The sequence below is a fragment of the Burkholderia sp. RS01 genome, assembly GCF_039748055.1.
Taxonomy (GTDB): Bacteria; Actinomycetota; Actinomycetes; order Actinomycetales; family Micrococcaceae; genus Arthrobacter.
The window spans coordinates 133,999-152,338 of record NZ_JBDLAK010000009.1 but is presented as its reverse complement, the minus strand read 5'-3'; the positions used below and the strand labels follow the sequence as shown (position 1 = coordinate 152,338).

At 62.9% G+C, this 18,340-nt stretch carries 11 protein-coding genes; 6 read left to right on the top strand and 5 right to left on the bottom strand.

Annotation, left to right across the window (positions count from 1 at the left end; translation table 11 throughout):
• The first annotated feature begins 312 nt into the window (after window positions 1-312).
• The gene (locus ABFP37_RS10615) at window positions 313-1,716 is read left to right on the top strand and encodes a DUF6421 family protein (protein WP_347033554.1); all 1,404 of its coding nucleotides are present in this window, start codon (window positions 313-315) and stop codon (window positions 1,714-1,716) included.
• Window positions 1,713-2,471 carry an SDR family NAD(P)-dependent oxidoreductase gene (locus tag ABFP37_RS10610; RefSeq protein WP_347033553.1) on the top strand — a complete coding sequence of 253 codons (759 nt, stop codon included), beginning with the start codon at window positions 1,713-1,715 and terminating at the stop codon, window positions 2,469-2,471. Before ABFP37_RS10615 ends, ABFP37_RS10610 begins: the two co-directional genes overlap by 4 nt.
• A gap of 93 nt (window positions 2,472-2,564) precedes the next feature.
• Here ABFP37_RS10610 and ABFP37_RS10605 read toward each other — a convergent pair whose 3' ends face one another.
• Window positions 2,565-3,575 carry a nucleoside hydrolase gene (locus ABFP37_RS10605; RefSeq protein ID WP_347033552.1) on the bottom strand — a complete coding sequence of 337 codons (1,011 nt, stop codon included), beginning with the start codon at window positions 3,573-3,575 and terminating at the stop codon, window positions 2,565-2,567.
• A gap of 44 nt (window positions 3,576-3,619) precedes the next feature.
• On the bottom strand, window positions 3,620-5,056 hold the full coding sequence (locus tag ABFP37_RS10600; RefSeq protein ID WP_347033551.1) for an MFS transporter: 1,437 nt from the start codon (window positions 5,054-5,056) through the stop codon (window positions 3,620-3,622).
• Between the two features lie 141 nt (window positions 5,057-5,197).
• Here ABFP37_RS10600 and ABFP37_RS10595 point away from each other — a divergent pair, with 141 nt between their 5' ends.
• Together ABFP37_RS10595 and ABFP37_RS10590 are read left to right on the top strand one after the other, a co-directional pair.
• A complete protein-coding gene (locus ABFP37_RS10595) occupies window positions 5,198-6,070 on the top strand; it encodes a ribokinase (protein ID WP_347033550.1) in 873 nt (290 codons plus the stop codon).
• A 104-nt stretch (window positions 6,071-6,174) separates the two neighbouring features.
• Window positions 6,175-6,588 (top strand): GNAT family N-acetyltransferase, encoded by a 414-nt coding sequence (locus ABFP37_RS10590; RefSeq protein WP_347033549.1) that lies wholly within the window; start codon window positions 6,175-6,177, stop codon window positions 6,586-6,588.
• A gap of 255 nt (window positions 6,589-6,843) precedes the next feature.
• Here the strand turns inward: ABFP37_RS10590 and ABFP37_RS10585 are convergent, their stop codons facing one another.
• Entirely contained in the window at window positions 6,844-7,467 is a 624-nt protein-coding gene (locus tag ABFP37_RS10585) for a DUF4230 domain-containing protein (protein ID WP_347033548.1), read from the bottom strand.
• A gap of 317 nt (window positions 7,468-7,784) precedes the next feature.
• Between ABFP37_RS10585 and ABFP37_RS10580 the strand changes: the two genes are divergently transcribed.
• Entirely contained in the window at window positions 7,785-9,065 is a 1,281-nt protein-coding gene (locus ABFP37_RS10580) for a hypothetical protein (protein WP_347033547.1), read from the top strand.
• A gap of 39 nt (window positions 9,066-9,104) precedes the next feature.
• The gene (locus ABFP37_RS10575; RefSeq protein ID WP_347033546.1) at window positions 9,105-9,359 is read left to right on the top strand and encodes a hypothetical protein; all 255 of its coding nucleotides are present in this window, start codon (window positions 9,105-9,107) and stop codon (window positions 9,357-9,359) included.
• A 927-nt stretch (window positions 9,360-10,286) separates the two neighbouring features.
• Here ABFP37_RS10575 and ABFP37_RS10570 read toward each other — a convergent pair.
• Entirely contained in the window at window positions 10,287-16,718 is a 6,432-nt protein-coding gene (locus ABFP37_RS10570) for a DUF4011 domain-containing protein (RefSeq protein WP_347033545.1), read from the bottom strand.
• Between the two features lie 253 nt (window positions 16,719-16,971).
• A complete protein-coding gene (locus ABFP37_RS10565) occupies window positions 16,972-18,192 on the bottom strand; it encodes an exonuclease domain-containing protein (protein ID WP_347033544.1) in 1,221 nt (406 codons plus the stop codon).
• Window positions 18,193-18,340 lie beyond the last annotated feature (148 nt).

Below are 18,340 nucleotides of genomic sequence, written 5' to 3'. Positions count from 1 at the left end.
GGGTTGCTGATTTGATCGTGCCCGGTAGGTAAGCAGGTCTGACGATCTGCTATGGCAGGCGGCTGCCGTTAGCCGAATGATGCCAGGGGTGTCCGCGAGCCGCCCGAACAACGCTGGAGCCCCGGCTTATTCAATCGAGATGCGCCGTTTCTGGGATGCCCTAAAGACCCCCGACCTTAAGGCCCAGCGAAGGCATAGCAGCGAAGAGACAGCCACCAGCAAAAGTATTTCTAATGCATGAGCAAATAACCCTTCACGGATTCTTACGCACTGCTAGCTTCTTCAGGAATCCCCTCATCGGAAGGAACCAGCATGTCTGTAATCGCAAACCCGGAAGTGACAACCACCCGGGCAGAAGACCTCAAGGCGCTCCCGGCATGGCAGGCTCTGAAGGCAGCCGTCATCGGACTGCAGCAGGTTCAAGTGCAGGACGGTTCCGTTCCGGAACCCGCTGACCATGACCACGCCCGCCAGAATGTCGGCATCATTACTGACTCAATCAATGACCTGCGCCCCCACCTCCCCCACGACTCGGACTACCTTGAACTGCTCGTGCAGGACTTCCAGCGGTGGGCGTCCGAGGGCTTCGCCGTGCCGGATTTCCTCGACTCATTGGTAGCCTTCCACCCCGAGCAGTGGCGCATCGATGGGCTGCCGCACCTGGTTGTGTTCCCCATGTACACGCAGAACGGCAGCACCAACCGCTACTTCGAGGCCGTCCTCATCGAGGTCATCTGGCCGTCTTTCGTCGCTGAACTGGAGGCAGCCAACTACTCCAACAAGCTGTTCGTCCCCATCAGCTTCGTCGATTTCACGCCCGGCTATGACACGAATTCAGCAGTTCTCTTCCCCGAGAGCGTGGCGGTCCGGAGCACCCCCTCCTTCACCTGGGGAGGCATCTTCGCGGACCGCGAAGCTGCCCGGTTCCGTCGCGTCCTAAAAGCTGCTGCCGGCATCACTTCCCTGGACCTGCCGGCCGACGCCGCGGAATTCATCGATGACCAGCACCTCACGGAGAAGACCTTCGTGATGTGGGATCTGATCCATGACCGGACCCACATGCGCGGTGACCTGCCCTTTGATCCGTTCATGATCAAGCAGCGGATGCCGTATTTCCTGTACTCCCTGGAGGAGCTCCGCTGTGACCTGACCGCCTTCCGCGAATCAGTCCTCATCGAGCGGGACGAAACGGCGTCCGAGGACGCCCGCAAGCACGCCAAGCTGGTCCAGTACGCCGTGATCTTCGACCGCATTTTCCGCTTCGCGATTACCGGGAACCGGGTCCGTAACTACGACGCCGTGGGCGGCCAGTTGCTGTTCGCCTGGATGCACCAGCACCGGGTCCTGCACTGGACCGATGGGAAGTTGAGCATCGACTGGAAGGACGTCGCCGGCGTGGTGGTCGAACTGGGTCTCCGCATCGAGGAACTCTACTGGCGTTCAATCGACCGGCCGAAGACCGCACACTGGCTGGCTGCCTACGAGCTCGTCTCGGAAACCCTCACCCCCCACCCGGCCTCCGTGTGGGCCAAGGGACCGGAGGCCCTTCCGCTCGAAGGCCCTCCCCGGGGTCTGACGGACCAGATCCTTGATGACGAATTCCCCCTGTCGATGTTCTACGAAGCACTGGAGAAGAAGATGTCCGCCGTCATTGAATCAACTGCCGGGATCACCGGTCAGAGCCCTGTGAAGACTGAGGGCGAGGTAGGCGCATGAGCCAGGACCTCTCTGGGCGTACGGTCGTCGTCGCCGGTTCGACAAGCGCAGCCGGCGTCGCGGTAGTCCGCACCCTCTCGCAAGCAGGGGCACGCGTGGCCGCCGTGGACATTCTTGAGGACCGGGTGCAGGAACTCTCGGCAGCGTACGGCAACGTCACGGGCTATGTCTGCAACCTCGCGGACCTGCAGGCCGTTGAGGACTTGGCGACGTCGGTCCGCAACGATCTGGGTCCCGTGGACGGCCTTATCCACCTTGTAGGAGGGTGGCGAGGCGGTACCGGCATCAAAGGCCAGACGGATGAAGACTGGGACTTCCTCCACACCAGCGTCCTCACCACCCTGAGGAACACCAGCCGCGCGTTTTACGATGACTTGGCTGCCTCCCCTGTGGGTCGCCTGGCCATCGTTTCCGCACAGTCCGCTTCCTCGCCCACAGCGGACGGCGCCGCCTATGCCGCCGTCAAGTCCGCCGCCGAGGCATGGACGCTGGCCGTGGCCGACGGATTCCGGCACCTGCAGGGAGGAAACGAAAGCCCCCTCTCCGCTCAGCACTCGGCCGCCCTGGTCTTCGTCGTCAAGGCTCTGGTCGATGACCGGATGCGCGCAGCCCAGCCGGAACGGAAATTTCCGGGCTTCACCGATGTCAGTGTCCTTGCCGACGCTGTGCAGCGGATCTTCGGCCTGGAGGCAGAACAGATCAACGGGCAGCGCCTGCCCCTCACGGCCGGCCACCTCGTGGGCGCACCGGCATAAGCGTCAGCGTTGGTACCAAAGCAGGCGCCCCGCACGTACTGGCGGGGCGCCTGCACGACCAGGCATGCCGGGGCTTCGCCTCGGACAACATGCTCAGGCCGGTGACGTGACCGCGGAGGCGAGCGCCGCCGTCGTACTTTCAGAGAACGAAAGCAGCGTCTCCACCAGGTGCGGGGCGAAGTCGCCGTCGAGCGCCAGCACCACCCGGCAGCGGGCGCCGGGCTGCTCCGGGTAGTCCAGGTAGAGTCCGCGGAGGTCGCAGACGGTCTGGCCGCGGCCCGGCCCAAAAGTGGTGTCGACGGCGACACGCACCGCCGGGGCGGCGGCGGCTTTGACGCCGCCCACCGCGAGCGCCGCGGCGAGGGGGTCGTGCATGGCCGAGCAGGCCCGGCCGAAGATGCCCTCGTAGAACCGGAAGTAGTGGCCGAGCATCTCCCCCAGCGCCTGCGGAACCGGGTGGCTGGCGGCCAGCAGCTCCTGCCGGTGGCTTTCCTCCAGCACGTTGGACATGGTCACGTCCAGCGGCACCATGGTGATGTTCCAGTCGGCGGCGAGGACATCCGCGGCGGCCTCGGGGTCGTTGGCGATGTTCGCCTCCGCCGCCGCCGTGATGTTGCCGGGGGCCAGCGCGGCCCCGCCCATGATGGTGATCTCCTCCACCAGCCGGGGCAGCTCCGGGTCCAAGCGCAGCGCCTCGGCGATGTTGGTGAGCGGGCCGATGGCGAGGATCCGGAGGGTGCCGGGGTGCTCGTGGGCGAGCCGCACCAGCATCTCCGCCGCGGTCTCGGACGCGAGCTCAACAGAGGCCGCCTCCAGCGAAACCTCGCCGATGCCGTTGGCGCCGTGGACGTGCGGCGCGCCGCCGCGGAACGTGCCGGCCTGCGGGTCGTGGGCGCCGAGCGCGACGGGGATGTGCGCGTGCCCGGCGAGCTGGAGCAGGTCCAGGGTGTTCCGGGCGCCGACGGCGGCACTGACGTTGCCGCTGACGGTGCCGATCCCCCGCACGTCCGCCTGCGGGGAGGCGAGCAGGTAGGCCAGGGCGAGGGCGTCGTCGATCCCGGTGTCGCAGTCGAGGTAGAACGGGTGGCTGGTGGGCGTGGTCATTGCGGTGGTTCTCGTTTCGTTGGTGCTTGGTTTGGGGTGGGGTGTCAGAGGGATTCGCCCTTGGGGGCGGCGACGAAGAGGCTGACGATGAACGCCGCCGCCGTGATGGCCACCGAGATCCAAAGCGCGGTGGCGTAGCCGGCGGAGGTGGCCTGGGCGGCGAACGGTGCCACAAGCACGACGCCGAGGCTCGCGCCGATACCGAAGGAGGCACCGTTGATGCCGGGCAGGGCGGCGGGGGCCTCCTTGGGCGAGAGCAGGACGGAGAGCCCGTTGATGGCGGTGAGGAAGAAGCCGTTGTAGAAGATGCCGAGGGATGCGACGGCGATCATCACGGCCACCTGGTTGTCGGCGAACGTGGCGGCGGCGATGGCGCAGGCCAGGCTCAGCCCGGTGCCGGCGCGGAGGGTCTTGATCCAGCCGCGGCGGTCGGCGAGCCAGCCGGCGAGCGGTGCCGCGAAGACGCCGATGAGCGCGGCCGGGGTCAGGAACAGCAGGGCGGAGACGGACGCGCTGAACCCGAAGCCCTCGTGGATGTCCTGGCTGAGCAGCACTACCGTGAAGTTGATGACGGCGAAGATGCCGGCCAGGGTCAGGACGGTGGTGGCGATGACGGGCCAGACCTGGCGGGAGCGCAGGTGGTGGACGGCGATGAGCGGGTGGCTGCGCTTCTTCTCGATCATCCAGAAGGCGGCGAAGGACGTGACGGTGCCGGCCAGCAGGGCCAGGGTGCTGGGGGCGGTCCAGCCGGCGGCCGATCCGCCGGAGACGAAGTAGGTGATGAAGACGAGTAACACCGAGAGCGAGCCCGCTCCCCACCAGTCCATGGCGCCGCGGACGCCCTGGGGCCGTCCCTTCGGGACGGTCTTGAGGATGCAGCCGGCGGCGACGGCGGTCAGCACCAGCACGACGACGAAGATGGACCGGAAGCCGAGGGTCTCGGCCATGAGGCCGCCGACGTAGCCGTCGACGCCGCCGATCCCGCCGTTGATGGCGGCGATGATCCCCACGGAGGTGCCGAAGAGGCGGGCGTGCAGATTCTCGCTGAGGACGATGTACGCGAGCGCGAAGACGGCGCTGGACACGCCCTGGAGGAACCTGCCGGCGACGAGCAGTGGCAGTGTGGGGGCGGCGATGCAGAGAAGGGTGCCGGCGCCCATGATGCCGAGGACCAGCAGCAGGGCGGCGCGGCGGCCGATGAAGTCGCTCCACCGCCCGATCACCGGGCCGGCGATGGCGCCGGCGAGGAAGAACATGGACTGCACGGGGGCGGCGCTGTCGGCGCCCAGGCCGAAGCTGGCGGCGATCTGGGGCAGTGCCGGGGTGACCATGCTGGCGTTGAGCTGGAAGGACAGCACGCCGAGCAGCAGCGTAGTAATGAGGAGGGCGGCGCGGCGGCCGGCGATTTGCGGCTGGTCCGCGTTTGCTTCGTTGCCGACGGCGGCTGGCGGCGAGGTGGTGACCGGGGTTGGGCTGTTCACATCAAACTCCTTTGTTCTGCAGGCGGGGTCCTGCCTTTGGGATGTGAGTTGTTATACAACCATGTATGACGAACAAGTACAACCATGACGTACACTATTTCCTAATCCAGCCGCCTCTGGCTTCACCCGATAGGACTTCCCATGAGCACTCGACTTCCTGCCGTCACCGTCGTCGGCAGCATCAACCTCGACATCATCGCCACCACGGACCGGCTTCCCACCGCCGGCGAAACCATCGGCGGCGGAATTCTGCACCAGCAGCCGGGCGGCAAGGGAGCAAACCAGGCCGTGGCCGCCGCGCGCCTGGGCGGGAGTGCCAGGATGATCGGCGCGGTGGGCGACGACGCCCAGGGCCGCCTGATGCTGGAGTCTCTTTCTGGGGCCGGCGTGGACACCGCCGATGTGGCAGTGCTCGACGGCGACACGACGGGCACCGCGCTGATCGTGGTGGACCGCGACGGCGAGAACCAGATCGTGGTGTGCCCGGGGGCGAACTCTGCGTTTTCGTTGGAGGGCGTGGAGTTCTCTGCCGACGAGACGGTGCTGTGCCAGCTTGAGGTTGGTCTGTCGGTGGTGCTGGAGGCGGCACGGCGCTCCTACGGGTTCTTTGTCCTGAACGCCGCACCTGCCATGGACCTGCCGGCGGAGCTGCTCGAGCGCTGCGATCTGGTGATCGTCAACGAGACCGAGTACGAGCTGATCCCGGCTCTGGCGGACGCGAGGCTCGTGGCGGTGACGTACGGGAAGGACGGCTCGGCAATGTTCGAGCGCGGCCGGAAGGTGGCAGAGGCACCTGCTGCTGCCGTGGCGGTGGCGAACACCATTGGCGCGGGCGATGCGTTCTGCGCTGCGCTGGTTTTGGCGCTTCGGGCGGGGCTCGACTACTCCGCGGCGCTGGCCGTGGCTAACGCTGTGGGGGCGGATGCGGTGGGTGATCCTTCATCGCAGCCGGCACTCGCTCCGCTGGAGGAGTACGTTGCCCGGGTGGCTGAAGCCGGGGTTACTGGGATGTGAATCTGGTTTTCAGGCCGGCAACGCCCGATGACTATTCAGAGGTCCGGAGAATTACTCGGGAGGCGTACCTCCAAGCCGGACACTTCACCAGCGACCACCCGTACATGAGTGTGCTGGACAACGTGGAACACCGGGCGGAGCATGCCCATGTGTGGGTGGCGGAAGCCTCCGGGACGGTGGTCGCTGCGGTGACGCTTACCTTCGCGGGGCAGCCGTACAGCGAGATCGCGATAGAAAATGAGCTCGAGTTTCGGATGCTCGCGGTTGATCCTGCCGTTCAGGGCGGCGGGGTTGGGCGTGCTGTTGTTCGTCAGGTCATCGAACACGCGCAATCACTGCCGGCCATTAGGGCGATCAGCATTACGAGTGCGACGTTGATGGAACGGGCACACGCTCTTTACAGATCCCTGGGCTTCCAGAGGGTGCCGGCCCGTGACTGGTACGTGCCCGGCGAGAACGTTCTGCTTTGGGTGTTCCGGCTGGAGCTAGAACCCTCTGTCGGTGACGGTCGAAACTGAGCCATTGTGACGGCTTGGTTGAGGCAGCAGCTCAACTATGGCCGCATATCAAGCCGGAAGATCGTAAACTGCCGCGATTAGGCGCGCACCCACAAAGCCCTAGTCCGTGGCCGATCACCGCTTCCACCGGCCTTGGTTCGTCTACTTGGAAGGCTCCGGTTGTCCCGATCGCGATCAAGTCGGTGGACGCGTGACCATCGAGTGTTCCGTGAGGGGTGGAACAAGAACCCACAAGTTCAATGCGGCCTAGGCGGACTAATTGTCGAGGAACGTGACCTGGATTCCGAGCGAGCCGAACATGCCGGTCAGCATCGCTCGCGTATTCTCGGCAGCCTGCTTCCGAAGCTCCGACTCCTCCGCGGCCGCCGTCATTTTCGTTTCGGCGAGTTGGTAGAACTCTGTTTGGGCGGGGGACTCAAAGGCATCAGCGATCCGATCCACAATGCCGCGGTCCTGGTGGTAAATATATGTCCGATCAAAATTGAGGTTGGGCTTGTCGAGTTTCGGCTCGGGCAGCCGCACAGTCACCGACTTACCGTCCGGGGATAGCGTCAGATCCTTATCGGCGAGGCCGGACAGGTCGACGTAGGTGTTGACGGTGCCCGCCGCGACGAACAGCGTCCGCTGTCCGGCGATAATGTCGGGCATCCACGCGACGTCGTCCTTTATGTCGAGCACCAGCTCAAAGTTGCCGACCGCGGCGTGGTACTGACTCAGCTCCTGTACCGATTTCAGAAGAACGGGCTGGTTCCGGTCGGTCTGGCTCACCTTAAACGGGTTGGCCCCGAACATGTTCACGACACCGAGCCCGGTTAGCGTCACCGCCGCGAGCGCACCAACCACAACCAGCGCGAAACCCTTCAAAAGCTTGCCGATCATCGGCCCCTCATCCCCCGTGAAACGCCTTGGAGCCGTTCCGATTTTTCGCCCGTCCGGCGGGTGCCGGGTGGGCTAATGCAGCCTTATTGTAACGCGTGTGCTCGAATCGAATGGCGTGTGCACGCCGAGGATAAAGTGTCGTCAGGGCTAGCCGACTAATCCCTCCCATCAAAACGCGCGAACGGTCTTACGAACAGAGCGGATCCGCACCTCCGTGGATCGCAAAAAAGCTTCCTCCGCGCGTTCAAGTCGACGTCATTCTCCCGGCTTGTTACCGGCTTGCCGTCGTGGTCTGCTGGCTGTGCCAGAATGCTCACATGAGCGAAACGACTGAAGTTGGCATCCATGTCTCCGGCGACGCAGCCGTCCTGACTGGTGACCGTGCCCTCCTGGAATCTCTAATGGCAAAGATGGACGTTGACAGCACGCGGGCAAGTCGTTTGGGGCAAGGATCTGCTGACCTCTTGGCTCAGGCGACGGGGATGGCCGCAGTAGTAAACGCCCTAGATGGAAGCTGGGTGCAGCTCACACCGGAGTCCACCCGCAGGCTGGCAGAACTTGCCCAGTTCAATCTGTCCCAGGATGGCTTTTTCAGCGGAGTCTTTCGCGGTTCCATGGGCCGCATCGATTCGTTTGCACAGTTCACCACGGGTGGCATCAACCCGGTGGCCATGGCGAACCTCGCTACGTTGACGGCAACCATGGCGTTGAGGAGCGCAGTTGCCCAGTTGGAAGATCTGGCGGAAGCCATGGACGTCAAACTGGATCGGCTGCTGGACGACAACAGAGCCAAAGCGCTGGGGGACGTGCAGGGCCTTACGGTGGTCCTGACCCGCGCATTCGAGCTCTATGAGGCGACGGGAAAAATCAGCGAAACAGCATGGTCTCAGATTGCGGGCCACGCCACGTCCCTGGCTCAGGCAAGCTCTCATGCCCTGGCCCAGATCGATACCATGACGCAGTCGCTCAACACCAAGTCGCTGGCGGAAAAGGCCGCCGCTGCGGAGACTATTGCGACCAAAGAGCTGCGCTCGTGGCTCGTTGTCCTTGCAGCGGCCCAGGCAAACCAACAGCGGCTCGAGACCCTCGAACTTGTCCACGTGCGTCAGCATGATCCCGACGCAGTTGAGGCACATGCTGCTGCCATCCGGTCAGCTATAGCCAATCGATCCGTTGCTGTCACCGGCAGGATCCAGGAGCTGGTTGATGCCTTGACCGCAGCAGCTAATGTGAGTGACTTCAATCGGGTCCGCAGCCCGCAGAAAAGCAGGATGCTGCTGGACTCTGCGGAGCGCGCTGCGGCGCTGATAGGGGTCTTCGCGCAGATTTACGGTTTGGACGGCCTGACCACCGGTGAAGTGGAACGGGAATCGTGGCGCAAGTCACTGACGGACTTCGCTAAAACCACTACGACTGCGGTGTCCTCAGGAGCCCGAGCCGTGCCGGTGGGCATCGCGAAGGTTAGTGGAGATGCTGTTATCCGCGTCGCTGGCCAGATCGAGTCGAAGAGGACCAACGGTTCGGAAAAGCTGGAGCCCGCGGAGGCTGGTCTTGATGAGATAGAGGTAACAGATTCCCGCAACGGTGACGCCAGCTAAACGCGATCGCAAATTCTCATGCAGCGCTAACCTCAATTGATGAAAAAGGAACATGCGGAGTTACCCATGGCTGAAAAAGTAAACAAAGCTGCAGCACTACTGAAAGACACGAAGGTCAAAGCAAAGGCTGGCGGAGCCAAGCTTTACTCCCTGGCCAAGGACCCGGATACGCAAGCCAAAGCGAAGAGACTGATTGAAGACGGTAAGAAAATGTATCGTGCCGCCACAAGCCCCGAGGCCAAGGAGGCCTACCGCAAAACAGCGGAGATCATTAAGAAGGCACGGAAGAAATAACACTGAACACAGGCGCTCAGGTACGCCTGTTGGTGTAAAACGCAGACGAACCGTGACCGGCCACACCGCCAAAATCAGTTCATGTTGTCGGAGCGGAGGTTCCCTCGCAGAGTTACAGGAACGCTCGGCACATGGAGGTTCAATAGCTTCCACCCAACTCCGAGCTGCGTTCGTTCGACCTCATTCGCAATGGAGCGGAGCCTGAGGCCACCTTTGTGAAGATCTTCGATTTTGCGAACTTCGTCTGCGGCGTATTTTTTGCCGTGCCGGGGACAGCCGCTTTCGTCCTCGATGTTTCCAGAAGGGGATAGCAGCAATCGAATGAGCCGAATGGCTACTTCTTTCTGATCTATCCGGATTTCTGCGGCAATCCCGGGTATGTCGAGTCCTCGCTCATAGTGATCCAGAAGCTGCACCTGCTCACTCCGAGTCCAGCGACGTTCAGTTCCGGCATAGGGGTCGAGGAGCCTGGCGCCAGAGTCATTGGTCGCGGTTCTCGTCACGATAGCCGGGGCGCTCGGCCTTGTTGGGCCATCCGAGGAACGCGGCTGCGGCACTTGATGTACCGGTTTGTCCAACCGCTGCGGGGCCTCTGGGGAGTCTTCGGTCTTCGGCGCCTCGATGCCTGTTGCCACTGCCGTCGGCACGGTTGCTCTTGGCGGCGATACTGGGCCGGGCGTGGGCGCTGAAGGCTTCGCCCTTTCCAACCGCTGGACATCCTCAGGGGCGACCTGCAGAGCCGCAGACATCGCCCGTTCCCGTCCGCGCCCGAAGAGCCACCCGGCCAAACATGCCAAGGCAACTGCCAGCAAAGATTGCTGAAAGGCGATACTGAACGCAATCCACGCAATTACAACGCCCGATACCCGCCAGCCCACCGGACTCTACCTTCGTCCGTGGTCAGGAAGCCGATGCGGCTCGCTTGAGCTACCCCGCAAGGTGCACCAACTCGCCGCGCAGTTCCATGCGTTCCGTGTCCACGCCGTACTGCAGGCCTTCGTTCAGCCGCGCGGTGACGCCAGCCGTCAGCCGTTTGCCCCCGAAGACCCGGATAGTGTCTCGGTGAAGTTCGTCCACCGAGATGCCGCCGGAGGGACGCACGATTTCGACCATGGCGTTGCGGAGCTCGACGACGCTGATGTGCTCGGGCTTGCGGACCACTTCAGGGCCGTTGGGACGGAACTCTTCCCATGACGCCTTGTCAATCGTGGCGTCCCATACGAATCCGTCAGCGTCCCGGTGGTGGGCGCTGCGGTCAAGTAGCTGCAGTACCGAGTTCATCCGCTGCGCGTTCACCTTGTTGAGGTTGAAGGCAGCGCAGGTGAGCTTTGCCAGACGCTCAACATGGATCGGCCCCTCAGCCTCCACGACGGACAGCATGGCCTCCCGGACGGCCGCGACAGACCTTCGGGACTGCAGGTTGTCCAATATGTCAATGCTTCCGAAGTTCCTTACGAGCCAGGGCTTGTAGCCTGTGCGGGCAACTTCCGCAGCGCCATCATCAGGCGTCCGGTGCCCCTCAGCCGCGTTCCGAAGCAGTCCCCCGCTAACGGCCGAGTAGGCCGCTGGAACACCTTCAGACTGCGACGAAACAGGGACATCGGGAACCACGTCAGCCGAAAGCACTTCGTCCCCGCCAGCCTCATACTCGAATGCATTGCTAGTCGAGCTGTCGGCTGCCTTAGTAAATGCGGCCTCCAGCTTGTCCAGCACCGCCTCTTTGTCGCCAATCCACGCCGGCAGCCACACACGTTCAACCGCAGGCCATCGCATCATCCGCGTCAGGACATCGCCAGGCAGCCCGTCCCGGTCTCCAGCTGTTCGCCGCGCGGCCCAAGCAGGGCTGTCCAGCAAGACCGCCATCAGCGGGCTGCCAGGCGCATCCTGCGTAGCCACACTGATGTCCACTTTGAAGTCGGACAATCCCACGTCAGTGGCAACAATAAAGCCGCGGTCCCGGAGCGCGTCGGCGATCTCTTCACGGTGAAGGTCCACCGCAGGGCTCCGGCGTCCGTCATGGGGCAGGGCGCCCGTCCCCTGCTCGGCGAGATCCAGGTAGGAGCGCAGGTGCTTTATACCCACGGAACTCGTATCCTCGGCTCGCAGCTCTGAAGGGCTGAAGCTGGAAAACACAATCACCTGCCGGCGTGCACGCGTCACGGCCACGTTGAGCCGGCGCTCTCCCCCTGCACGGTTCAGCGGGCCAAAGTTGAGCGGAAGGTAGCCCCTGTCGTTCTTGCTGAAGCCCGTCGAGAAGAGGATGACGTCGCGCTCGTCGCCCTGGACGTTTTCGAGGTTTTTGACGAACAGTCCCTCGGGATCTTCGTCGAGAGCCTTGATAATCCGTGCGTCGTCCGTGTCTCGGAGGAGCCCCTCAATCAACGCCCGCTGCTGCAGGTTGAAGGTGACTACGCCAACCGACGGCGAGTGGCTGGCACCGTTGAAGTGCTTCCGCACCTCCTCCACGATGGCGGCCGCCTCAACAGGGTTGGTGCGAAGCACTTTGGAGGGTCCCGAGCGATGGAACTGGCCGTCGACGCGCACAAAGTTAACGCCGTGACCGTCTATCCTCGGGTTGGGTGCGCCATGCGACGGGCCCGGGAACGATGAGAGTTTACTGTCGTAGTACTGCTGGTTGCTGAACGCAATTAAGGACTCATCCTGGCTGCGGTAGTGCCAGGAAAGCCACTGCCGCGGGACCCGCGCCTCGACACACTCGGAGAGAATCGATTCCATATCCTCGACTGCGGTGATCTCGCTCTCCACGTCGTCCAGAGAATCGCTGGACGACTCTGCAAATGACGTGGGCGGCATCTGCTTGCTGTCACCCACGACCACCACTGACGCGCCGCGCCCCATGGCGCCGACGGCATCTGCGACACGGATCTGCGAGGCCTCGTCAAACACCACGATGTCGAAGAGATCCGCTCGCGCCGGGAAGAAACGCGCCACCGAATCAGGGCTGACGAGCGTGCAAGGCATGATCTGTGTGATCAGGTCCGCATAGCCTTCCATGAGCTTGCGGACGGTGAGGCCACCGCGTTGTCTGGTCAGCTGTCGTTGGAGCTCCCCCATACGGCCGGACGTCGAGGCTGAGGATACTTGCCGGGAATTTACGACGCCGGCGGCCAGGTTCCGCTTCAGAAGGTCCCGTACCAGCGTGGCTCGCGTCGTGAAGCGGTCGATGGTGCGTTCGTGAGAACTGGCGTCGAAGTCCTGCAGACCCGTCGCCAGCTTCCGTTCTTCAAGAGAGCTCTCGGCGAGTCCGCGCTCGAATGCCGTGGCTGCGTCATCGGCTTCCAACCCACCATCCAGTATCGCCGCCCGGACGTCGGGGAGGCCCAATGATCGCAGCGGCTCCACGTGGTGCAGCAGCTCAAGCCACCGGTCCATGCTGCGGGATCCTGTGGCGTCGAGGGCACGTGCACCACGAGTGCTCGCCCAGACTTCCAGGAATGGAATGGCTCCTGTCCACCGCTCCAGCTCAGTGGCGTCAACGGCAGGAATTTCGGTGAGTGCATCCCACGCAGCGGCCAGCTCGTACAGCCACGCGATCACGTTTTCATGCACCGGTCGGCCAGTTTCGAGGAACCCGCGCAGCCGGGTCTGAAACGGGGCCCCGTTACCGGCGCTTGGTTGGACAGCCTGCGCTGCCCACCGCAACCAGCCGAGCCTGCGGTTGAGAGCCTCCTTGGCAGGCTCAGTCAGAGGGTTCCAGCCCTCTGGGACAGCCACACCGGGGATGCCATGTGCCTCGGCTTGGAGACCACGGATCTGATGCTGCGTATTTGCGAGATTCTGCAGCAACGGTACCAGCTCCTTCGGCCGGATCTCGGCACCCGGGTGCATGACGGCGTCGAGCTCGGCGGCCACCGCAAGCAGCCTTTTCCTGCGGCCGAAGAAGCCGCTGGCCGCGGCCTGCTCGGCGCGTCCGAGAATCTCCGGCAGAGGCAGATCCATGGCTTCCGGCCGGACTTTGTCTAAACCGGGATGATTCACAGCGGCGAACGCTGCCACCAAGTTTTCAAGGTGCTGCGCTCCGGCTGACCACTTACCGGACCTAACGTCGTCCAGTGTCCCAACTGGGACACTGCGGTCTTCAAGGAGGGCAGCAAGGACGCGAAGCTCCGAGGAGGACGTCGCCGACGCCGCAACTGAAAGCAAGTCATCAACTGAACGGATGGCGTCGAGCGCTGCATCGATGCGACGGCCTGCATCCGTAATCCGAGGGGCGTCAACCCCATCCGGTGCAGTCGCGATGAAGCGCCACGGATGGTTCTTGGCTGGCCGGGCCCGGTCGGTGAATTCGGGCAGCTCACGAAGCAATGCACGCACCGGCTCGAGGACCGTGTCATTGGCAGTGGACGTGAACTGCGTAGTCAGCGGGAGCGTAGGGTCGCCGGGTTCGAAAGTCAGGGTCTTCGTGCGGGCGCTGTAGAGCGACAGTTGAGCCCCGTTCTCCTCATGGAGGTGGCCGGCGTAGCGAATGAGTCCCCTGCGTGCAGCCGCCAGGTCCGTGGAGGCAGTGTCCAGCCGCTGCTGATCAGAACTGAGGCTGAGTTCCAGCGCATGCTTGATCTGGGCGCGGACCATGGCCGGTTTGCTTCCCTTGTCGTGCAGGTCAAGGGAGAAGGGCCCCATGCCCACCTCTTCGAGACGCTTCTGGACGACATCAAGGGCTGCCCGTTTTTCAGCAACGAAGAGGACTCGTTTGCCTTCGACGATGGCTCGCGTCAGTAGGTTGGTGATGGTCTGGGACTTGCCTGTTCCTGGAGGTCCTTCCAGCACAAACGTCTGGCCCGCGACGGCGGAGGCGACGGCCTGCAGCTGGGATGAGTCCGCGGGGATCGGGCATGTCGCGGCAAGAGCGTCGAGGTCAGGCTCCTCAGCTGCTTTCAAGGGATCCTGGAAGATCTCGGTAGGGCTGCTGATGAGGTGGTGAACGAGACGGTTTTTCCCGAACTGCTCCCAGCTCTCGTCCAGGTCTTTCCAGAGCCGGAACTTTGCGAACTGCAGCATGGACAGATCAGCTGTGTTCTCCACCCGGAAAGCGAGGCCCTTGGCGGAGACGGCTTCCCTGACGGCATGGAAGGCGGCGTCGAGGTCAATACCGGAACCGTCTTCTGCCGGTTCGGACAGCCCTGGAATCTTGAGCCCTTGCGCTTGGGACAGCTTCTCCAGCAGGCAGTAATTCGGCGTTGACTGACCCGTCTCGTCAAGGGTGACCCGATAGAGGCCCTGCCTGCCGGCGGAGGTCAGGTTCACGGGTACCAGCACCAGCGGCGAGCGCAGGGTGCGGCCATCGAGTTCCCAGAGAAGGCTTCCCAAGGCCAGGTAAAGGTTGTTGGCGCCGGTCTCCTCCAGCTGGGTTTTCGCTTTGTACGCCAGGCCACGCATCTTGGCGTTGTAGGCGTCCTCAGTGACCTCTGCAAACACGGCCTTCTTCGAGCTCAGCAAGGCGATCAGTTCGTCCTGAGGAAGGTCTCTGCCGAACCGGATCCCGCGTTCCTGATGGATGGCGCTGAGCTGGTTGGCCGGGAGAAGGCTGACGGGAGTGCCGTTGTTGATGAGGTCTTCAAACCTGCCCAGCCATGAGCTGGGAACTGCGAGCGGGAAACGGGCTGTGTCCGTGAAGTTGATCAGTCGGTTGCGGAGGCTGAGATCAAGGAGGGCGTTCTTCCACTGGGTAACCCGGGGCGGAACGCTCGACGTCGGACGGCCGGGCGCCGCTCCCCGGCCGTGTTTTTCGGGTACTACTGGCGCTGTCTTGGCTTCCGGGATGTAGTTTGTGACTATGAGCGCCCCGGTCTCGTTGGTTGTGCGCGCGGGTAAAGGATAAATTCCATCCAATCGCGCCCGCCGGACGTCGGTGACGGCTTGGATCTTGTCCTGGCCCGTTTCGATGTAGTCGGCTTCAGGGCTGCTCCGGAGCAGTGCCGGCGTGATCGGGTGGCTGCCGGTAAGCATGGTGGTCTCGACCAAGCCAATGAAGCCGCGCTGGACAAGGCTAACGAGTTCGAGGGCGTCGTCAGAGGCGGCTGTTGGCAACGTCATTTCTTCGCGCCAGTATCCGAGGAAGGCGTGCCCGTCCACAACCCACAGGAGCGGCGCGATTCCGCAGAACTCCAGCGCTGCTGCCATCACCACGGTGGTGTCGAGACAGGTGCCTAAGCGGCCCTCAAGAACCTGGGCTGGTGTGCGTACCTGCTGGCCCTGCAAGCCCCAGCTGGCGGGTGGCATGCTGTACCGGATGTCGCGTTGGCTGGCTGCCTGGGCCAGAGCGAAGACAATTTCGTCCACGCGCTCTGCGCCTTCTGTGTAGCCGTCCAAGCTGCTCCGGCCAGTAGCTTTTCCAAGGGCATCAGCGGCTTCGGAGACAAGCTTGGCAATAGCTGGATGATGTGGCTGGACGAAGGCTGCCAGGAATTCGTACGAGACGAGTCCCTTGCCCGCGATCCAGAGCTGGGCCGGGAGGAGCTGCAGACTCGCTTCTCCCTTGCCGATTTCGGCGGCTTCCGCGCCGGCGGCAGCGGACTCGATCGTTACCAGTACGCGCCCTGGCTGTTTGTCGTTGAGTTCATACATGGTCGTGGCGGACACATGCACGTCAACGTCGTCTAGGACCATGGCCTGGCCAGCCGCAAGATCCACGTATTGCTGGAAGCCTTCTGAAATTTTGCCGGCGCTGGAATGGACCTCTATCCGAACGACGGCGCCGCGGATCTCAACACCGGGATTGGTGATTTTGATCTGCCGCACGAATTTGAAACCGTTATGCACCATGGCGTAGCTGAGCGACTCCGCTGCCGTGATCTCGACGCTGACCGCATGCTGCAGGAGCTTGTGGTTTTCCGCGTCGGGCTGGCCGACGGGCTGATCAACTTCGCTTCCAACGGTCGTCTCTGTGGCTGCGGGGACTAAGACGACTTCTCCGCGCGTCTTGAATTCGTCGAGAAGAACGCTAAGTTCTTGCGCTGCGCCGGTTAGCTCCAAGTGCTTGGCTAGCCTCCCAGCAGTATCGAGCGCGCGGTAGGTGTCTGCGTCGTCGAATGCCTCGTTATGGGCCCAGAGATTACGGGTCTGGCGGAGCTCGGATGCATAGCTGCGGGCGTCGTGGGCGAGGTTGAAAGGATAACCAAGGGATCCCAGGGGTTCCGTCATCGTCCGGAGCTGGACGCTCAAATCCTGGGGTGAGTAATTGCTCGCAGTTCTACCTGCGGTGGCGTCCTTATGCTCTAGAATCCTGGGCCAAGCCACACCCGGCGCGAGTGGTGCCAAGACGGACTCAATATATGAGCCCAGCCTGCTCGCCACAGTGTCCAGAGCACGGCCGACGTACTCACGGTTGGAATGCCCCATTGTGTTCCCCCATCTTCGGCGACTGCCGACCATCAACTCAGCTCAGAGTAGTGTGCCCTGGCACATCCCCCAACCCCGGCAAATGGCGGGCACTTAGCTTGAAGGATAAAGCAAGGTACCGACGATCCAGTCTGACGCTTTGAGCGAGGACCTCGACAGCCGTCGGCAGAGGGAACGCGCCCTTTCATGGCCGGGAGAAGTCGGGAAGAAGAACGTCCCGGGCCCCCGGCGGAAGTCGCTAAGAACAGGCCTGCTACTTCCCCAGTAACTTTGGCAGGTAGCCCTCACCAACTACCGGAATTCCATAGCCGCGTGCCTTCTTCGCTTTGCCGGACAGGCTGTCCGGATCTGCCGCAACCAAAAGCTTGACGGCTTTGGTGATCGCCGGATGAGGGACAAACCCCGCAGCGCGCAGGTCTGCTTCGATGTCATCACGATCACGAGACATCTCACCCGTCAGAACGACTTTGTCACCCGCGGCCAATTTGAGAGATTGCACTGCCGCGCCCGTTTGTTCGTCCTGCCCGACGACGGGCGCGGCGAGTCCCTGAGCAACGGACTCTGGGCTGATGTCAAGGAGCTCGCCGACAATCCGAAGGTCAGCTGCCTCCTCGTCAGTAATGACTCCGTCATCCCACGCTGCCGCCAGCATGGCGATCATGTACGTGACGTGTAGCTGTTCAGCAATGCTTCGGCTTATGCCCAGCGAATCGGCAAGTTTCACAAGCCCATCCGCCTCCGACGCCGAAATTTGCCGGTCCAAGAGTGCCCTGTCAAGTGTTGCAAGATATGCGCTGTGTTCATCAGGGCCCGCAACATCCGGCAGTCGTTTCACCAGCCGCTCCAAGAAGTGCGCTTGGGGCTCATTTCCGGAACGTCGAAACGCCTGCGGCAAACGTTTTGGGTTCACAGCCGGCCACGAAGCGAAGTAAGCCCTATCCAAGGCCGAGAACCATTCAGGGTTCTCCCCATCCATACGGATGTAGTTGCTCAGGACATGTGCAGCCGCCTCAGCGTCATCACCGGCCGAGTGCGCGTTTCTCAAATCCAGCCCGAAGCTGTCGCAGCAGTCCTTCAAGGAACGGCCTGCGCCAGGCAGATACTGGCGGGCAAGCTTCATCGTGCACATGCAGTCGTGGACTTCGAACGGCAATTCCAATCCCGCGCGGCCCATTTCGTGTGAGACGAAGCGGTAGTCGAAGTGCACGTTGTGCGCGACCAGTACACGGCCGGCCAACAGCTCCATCACATCATGAGCGATGTCACCGAAAACGGGTGCATGCAGGATGTCGGCAGCCCGAATGCCATGGATATGCTGTGGTCCCAAGTCGCGCTGCGGATTCACCAGAGTTTCCCAGCGATTACTGACGGTGCCGTCTGGTTCTACGTGCACCACAGCGATCTCGGCAATGCGATGGCTCCCCGGAAAGAGTCCTGTCGTTTCCACATCGACGACGGCGAATCCTGCGTTCATGGTCTTGTCCCCCACTACGACAACTGCACTTTCCGGGTGAACTTCTTGTTCTCCCTTGGGTCACTATTGCACTTGGCTGTGACAACTTCGGGTTTCGCCATAGCACCTGCCGGCTTGTGATCCCCTCGACCAACGCCACGACAATCCT

Excerpts from the sequence above, each read along its gene's own strand:
- ABFP37_RS10580 (WP_347033547.1), top strand. The coding sequence starts at position 7,785 with ATGAGCGAAACGACTGAAGTTGGCATCCATGTCTCCGGCGACGCAGCC.
- ABFP37_RS10565 (WP_347033544.1), bottom strand. The coding sequence starts at position 18,192 with ATGAACGCAGGATTCGCCGTCGTCGATGTGGAAACGACAGGACTCTTT.
- ABFP37_RS10570 (WP_347033545.1), bottom strand. The coding sequence starts at position 16,718 with ATGGGGCATTCCAACCGTGAGTACGTCGGCCGTGCTCTGGACACTGTG.
- ABFP37_RS10590 (WP_347033549.1), top strand. The coding sequence starts at position 6,175 with ATGAGTGTGCTGGACAACGTGGAACACCGGGCGGAGCATGCCCATGTG.
- ABFP37_RS10595 (WP_347033550.1), top strand. The coding sequence starts at position 5,198 with ATGAGCACTCGACTTCCTGCCGTCACCGTCGTCGGCAGCATCAACCTC.
- ABFP37_RS10575 (WP_347033546.1), top strand. The coding sequence starts at position 9,105 with ATGAAAAAGGAACATGCGGAGTTACCCATGGCTGAAAAAGTAAACAAA.
- ABFP37_RS10610 (WP_347033553.1), top strand. The coding sequence starts at position 1,713 with ATGAGCCAGGACCTCTCTGGGCGTACGGTCGTCGTCGCCGGTTCGACA.
- ABFP37_RS10605 (WP_347033552.1), bottom strand. The coding sequence starts at position 3,575 with ATGACCACGCCCACCAGCCACCCGTTCTACCTCGACTGCGACACCGGG.
- ABFP37_RS10615 (WP_347033554.1), top strand. The coding sequence starts at position 313 with ATGTCTGTAATCGCAAACCCGGAAGTGACAACCACCCGGGCAGAAGAC.
- ABFP37_RS10585 (WP_347033548.1), bottom strand. The coding sequence starts at position 7,467 with ATGATCGGCAAGCTTTTGAAGGGTTTCGCGCTGGTTGTGGTTGGTGCG.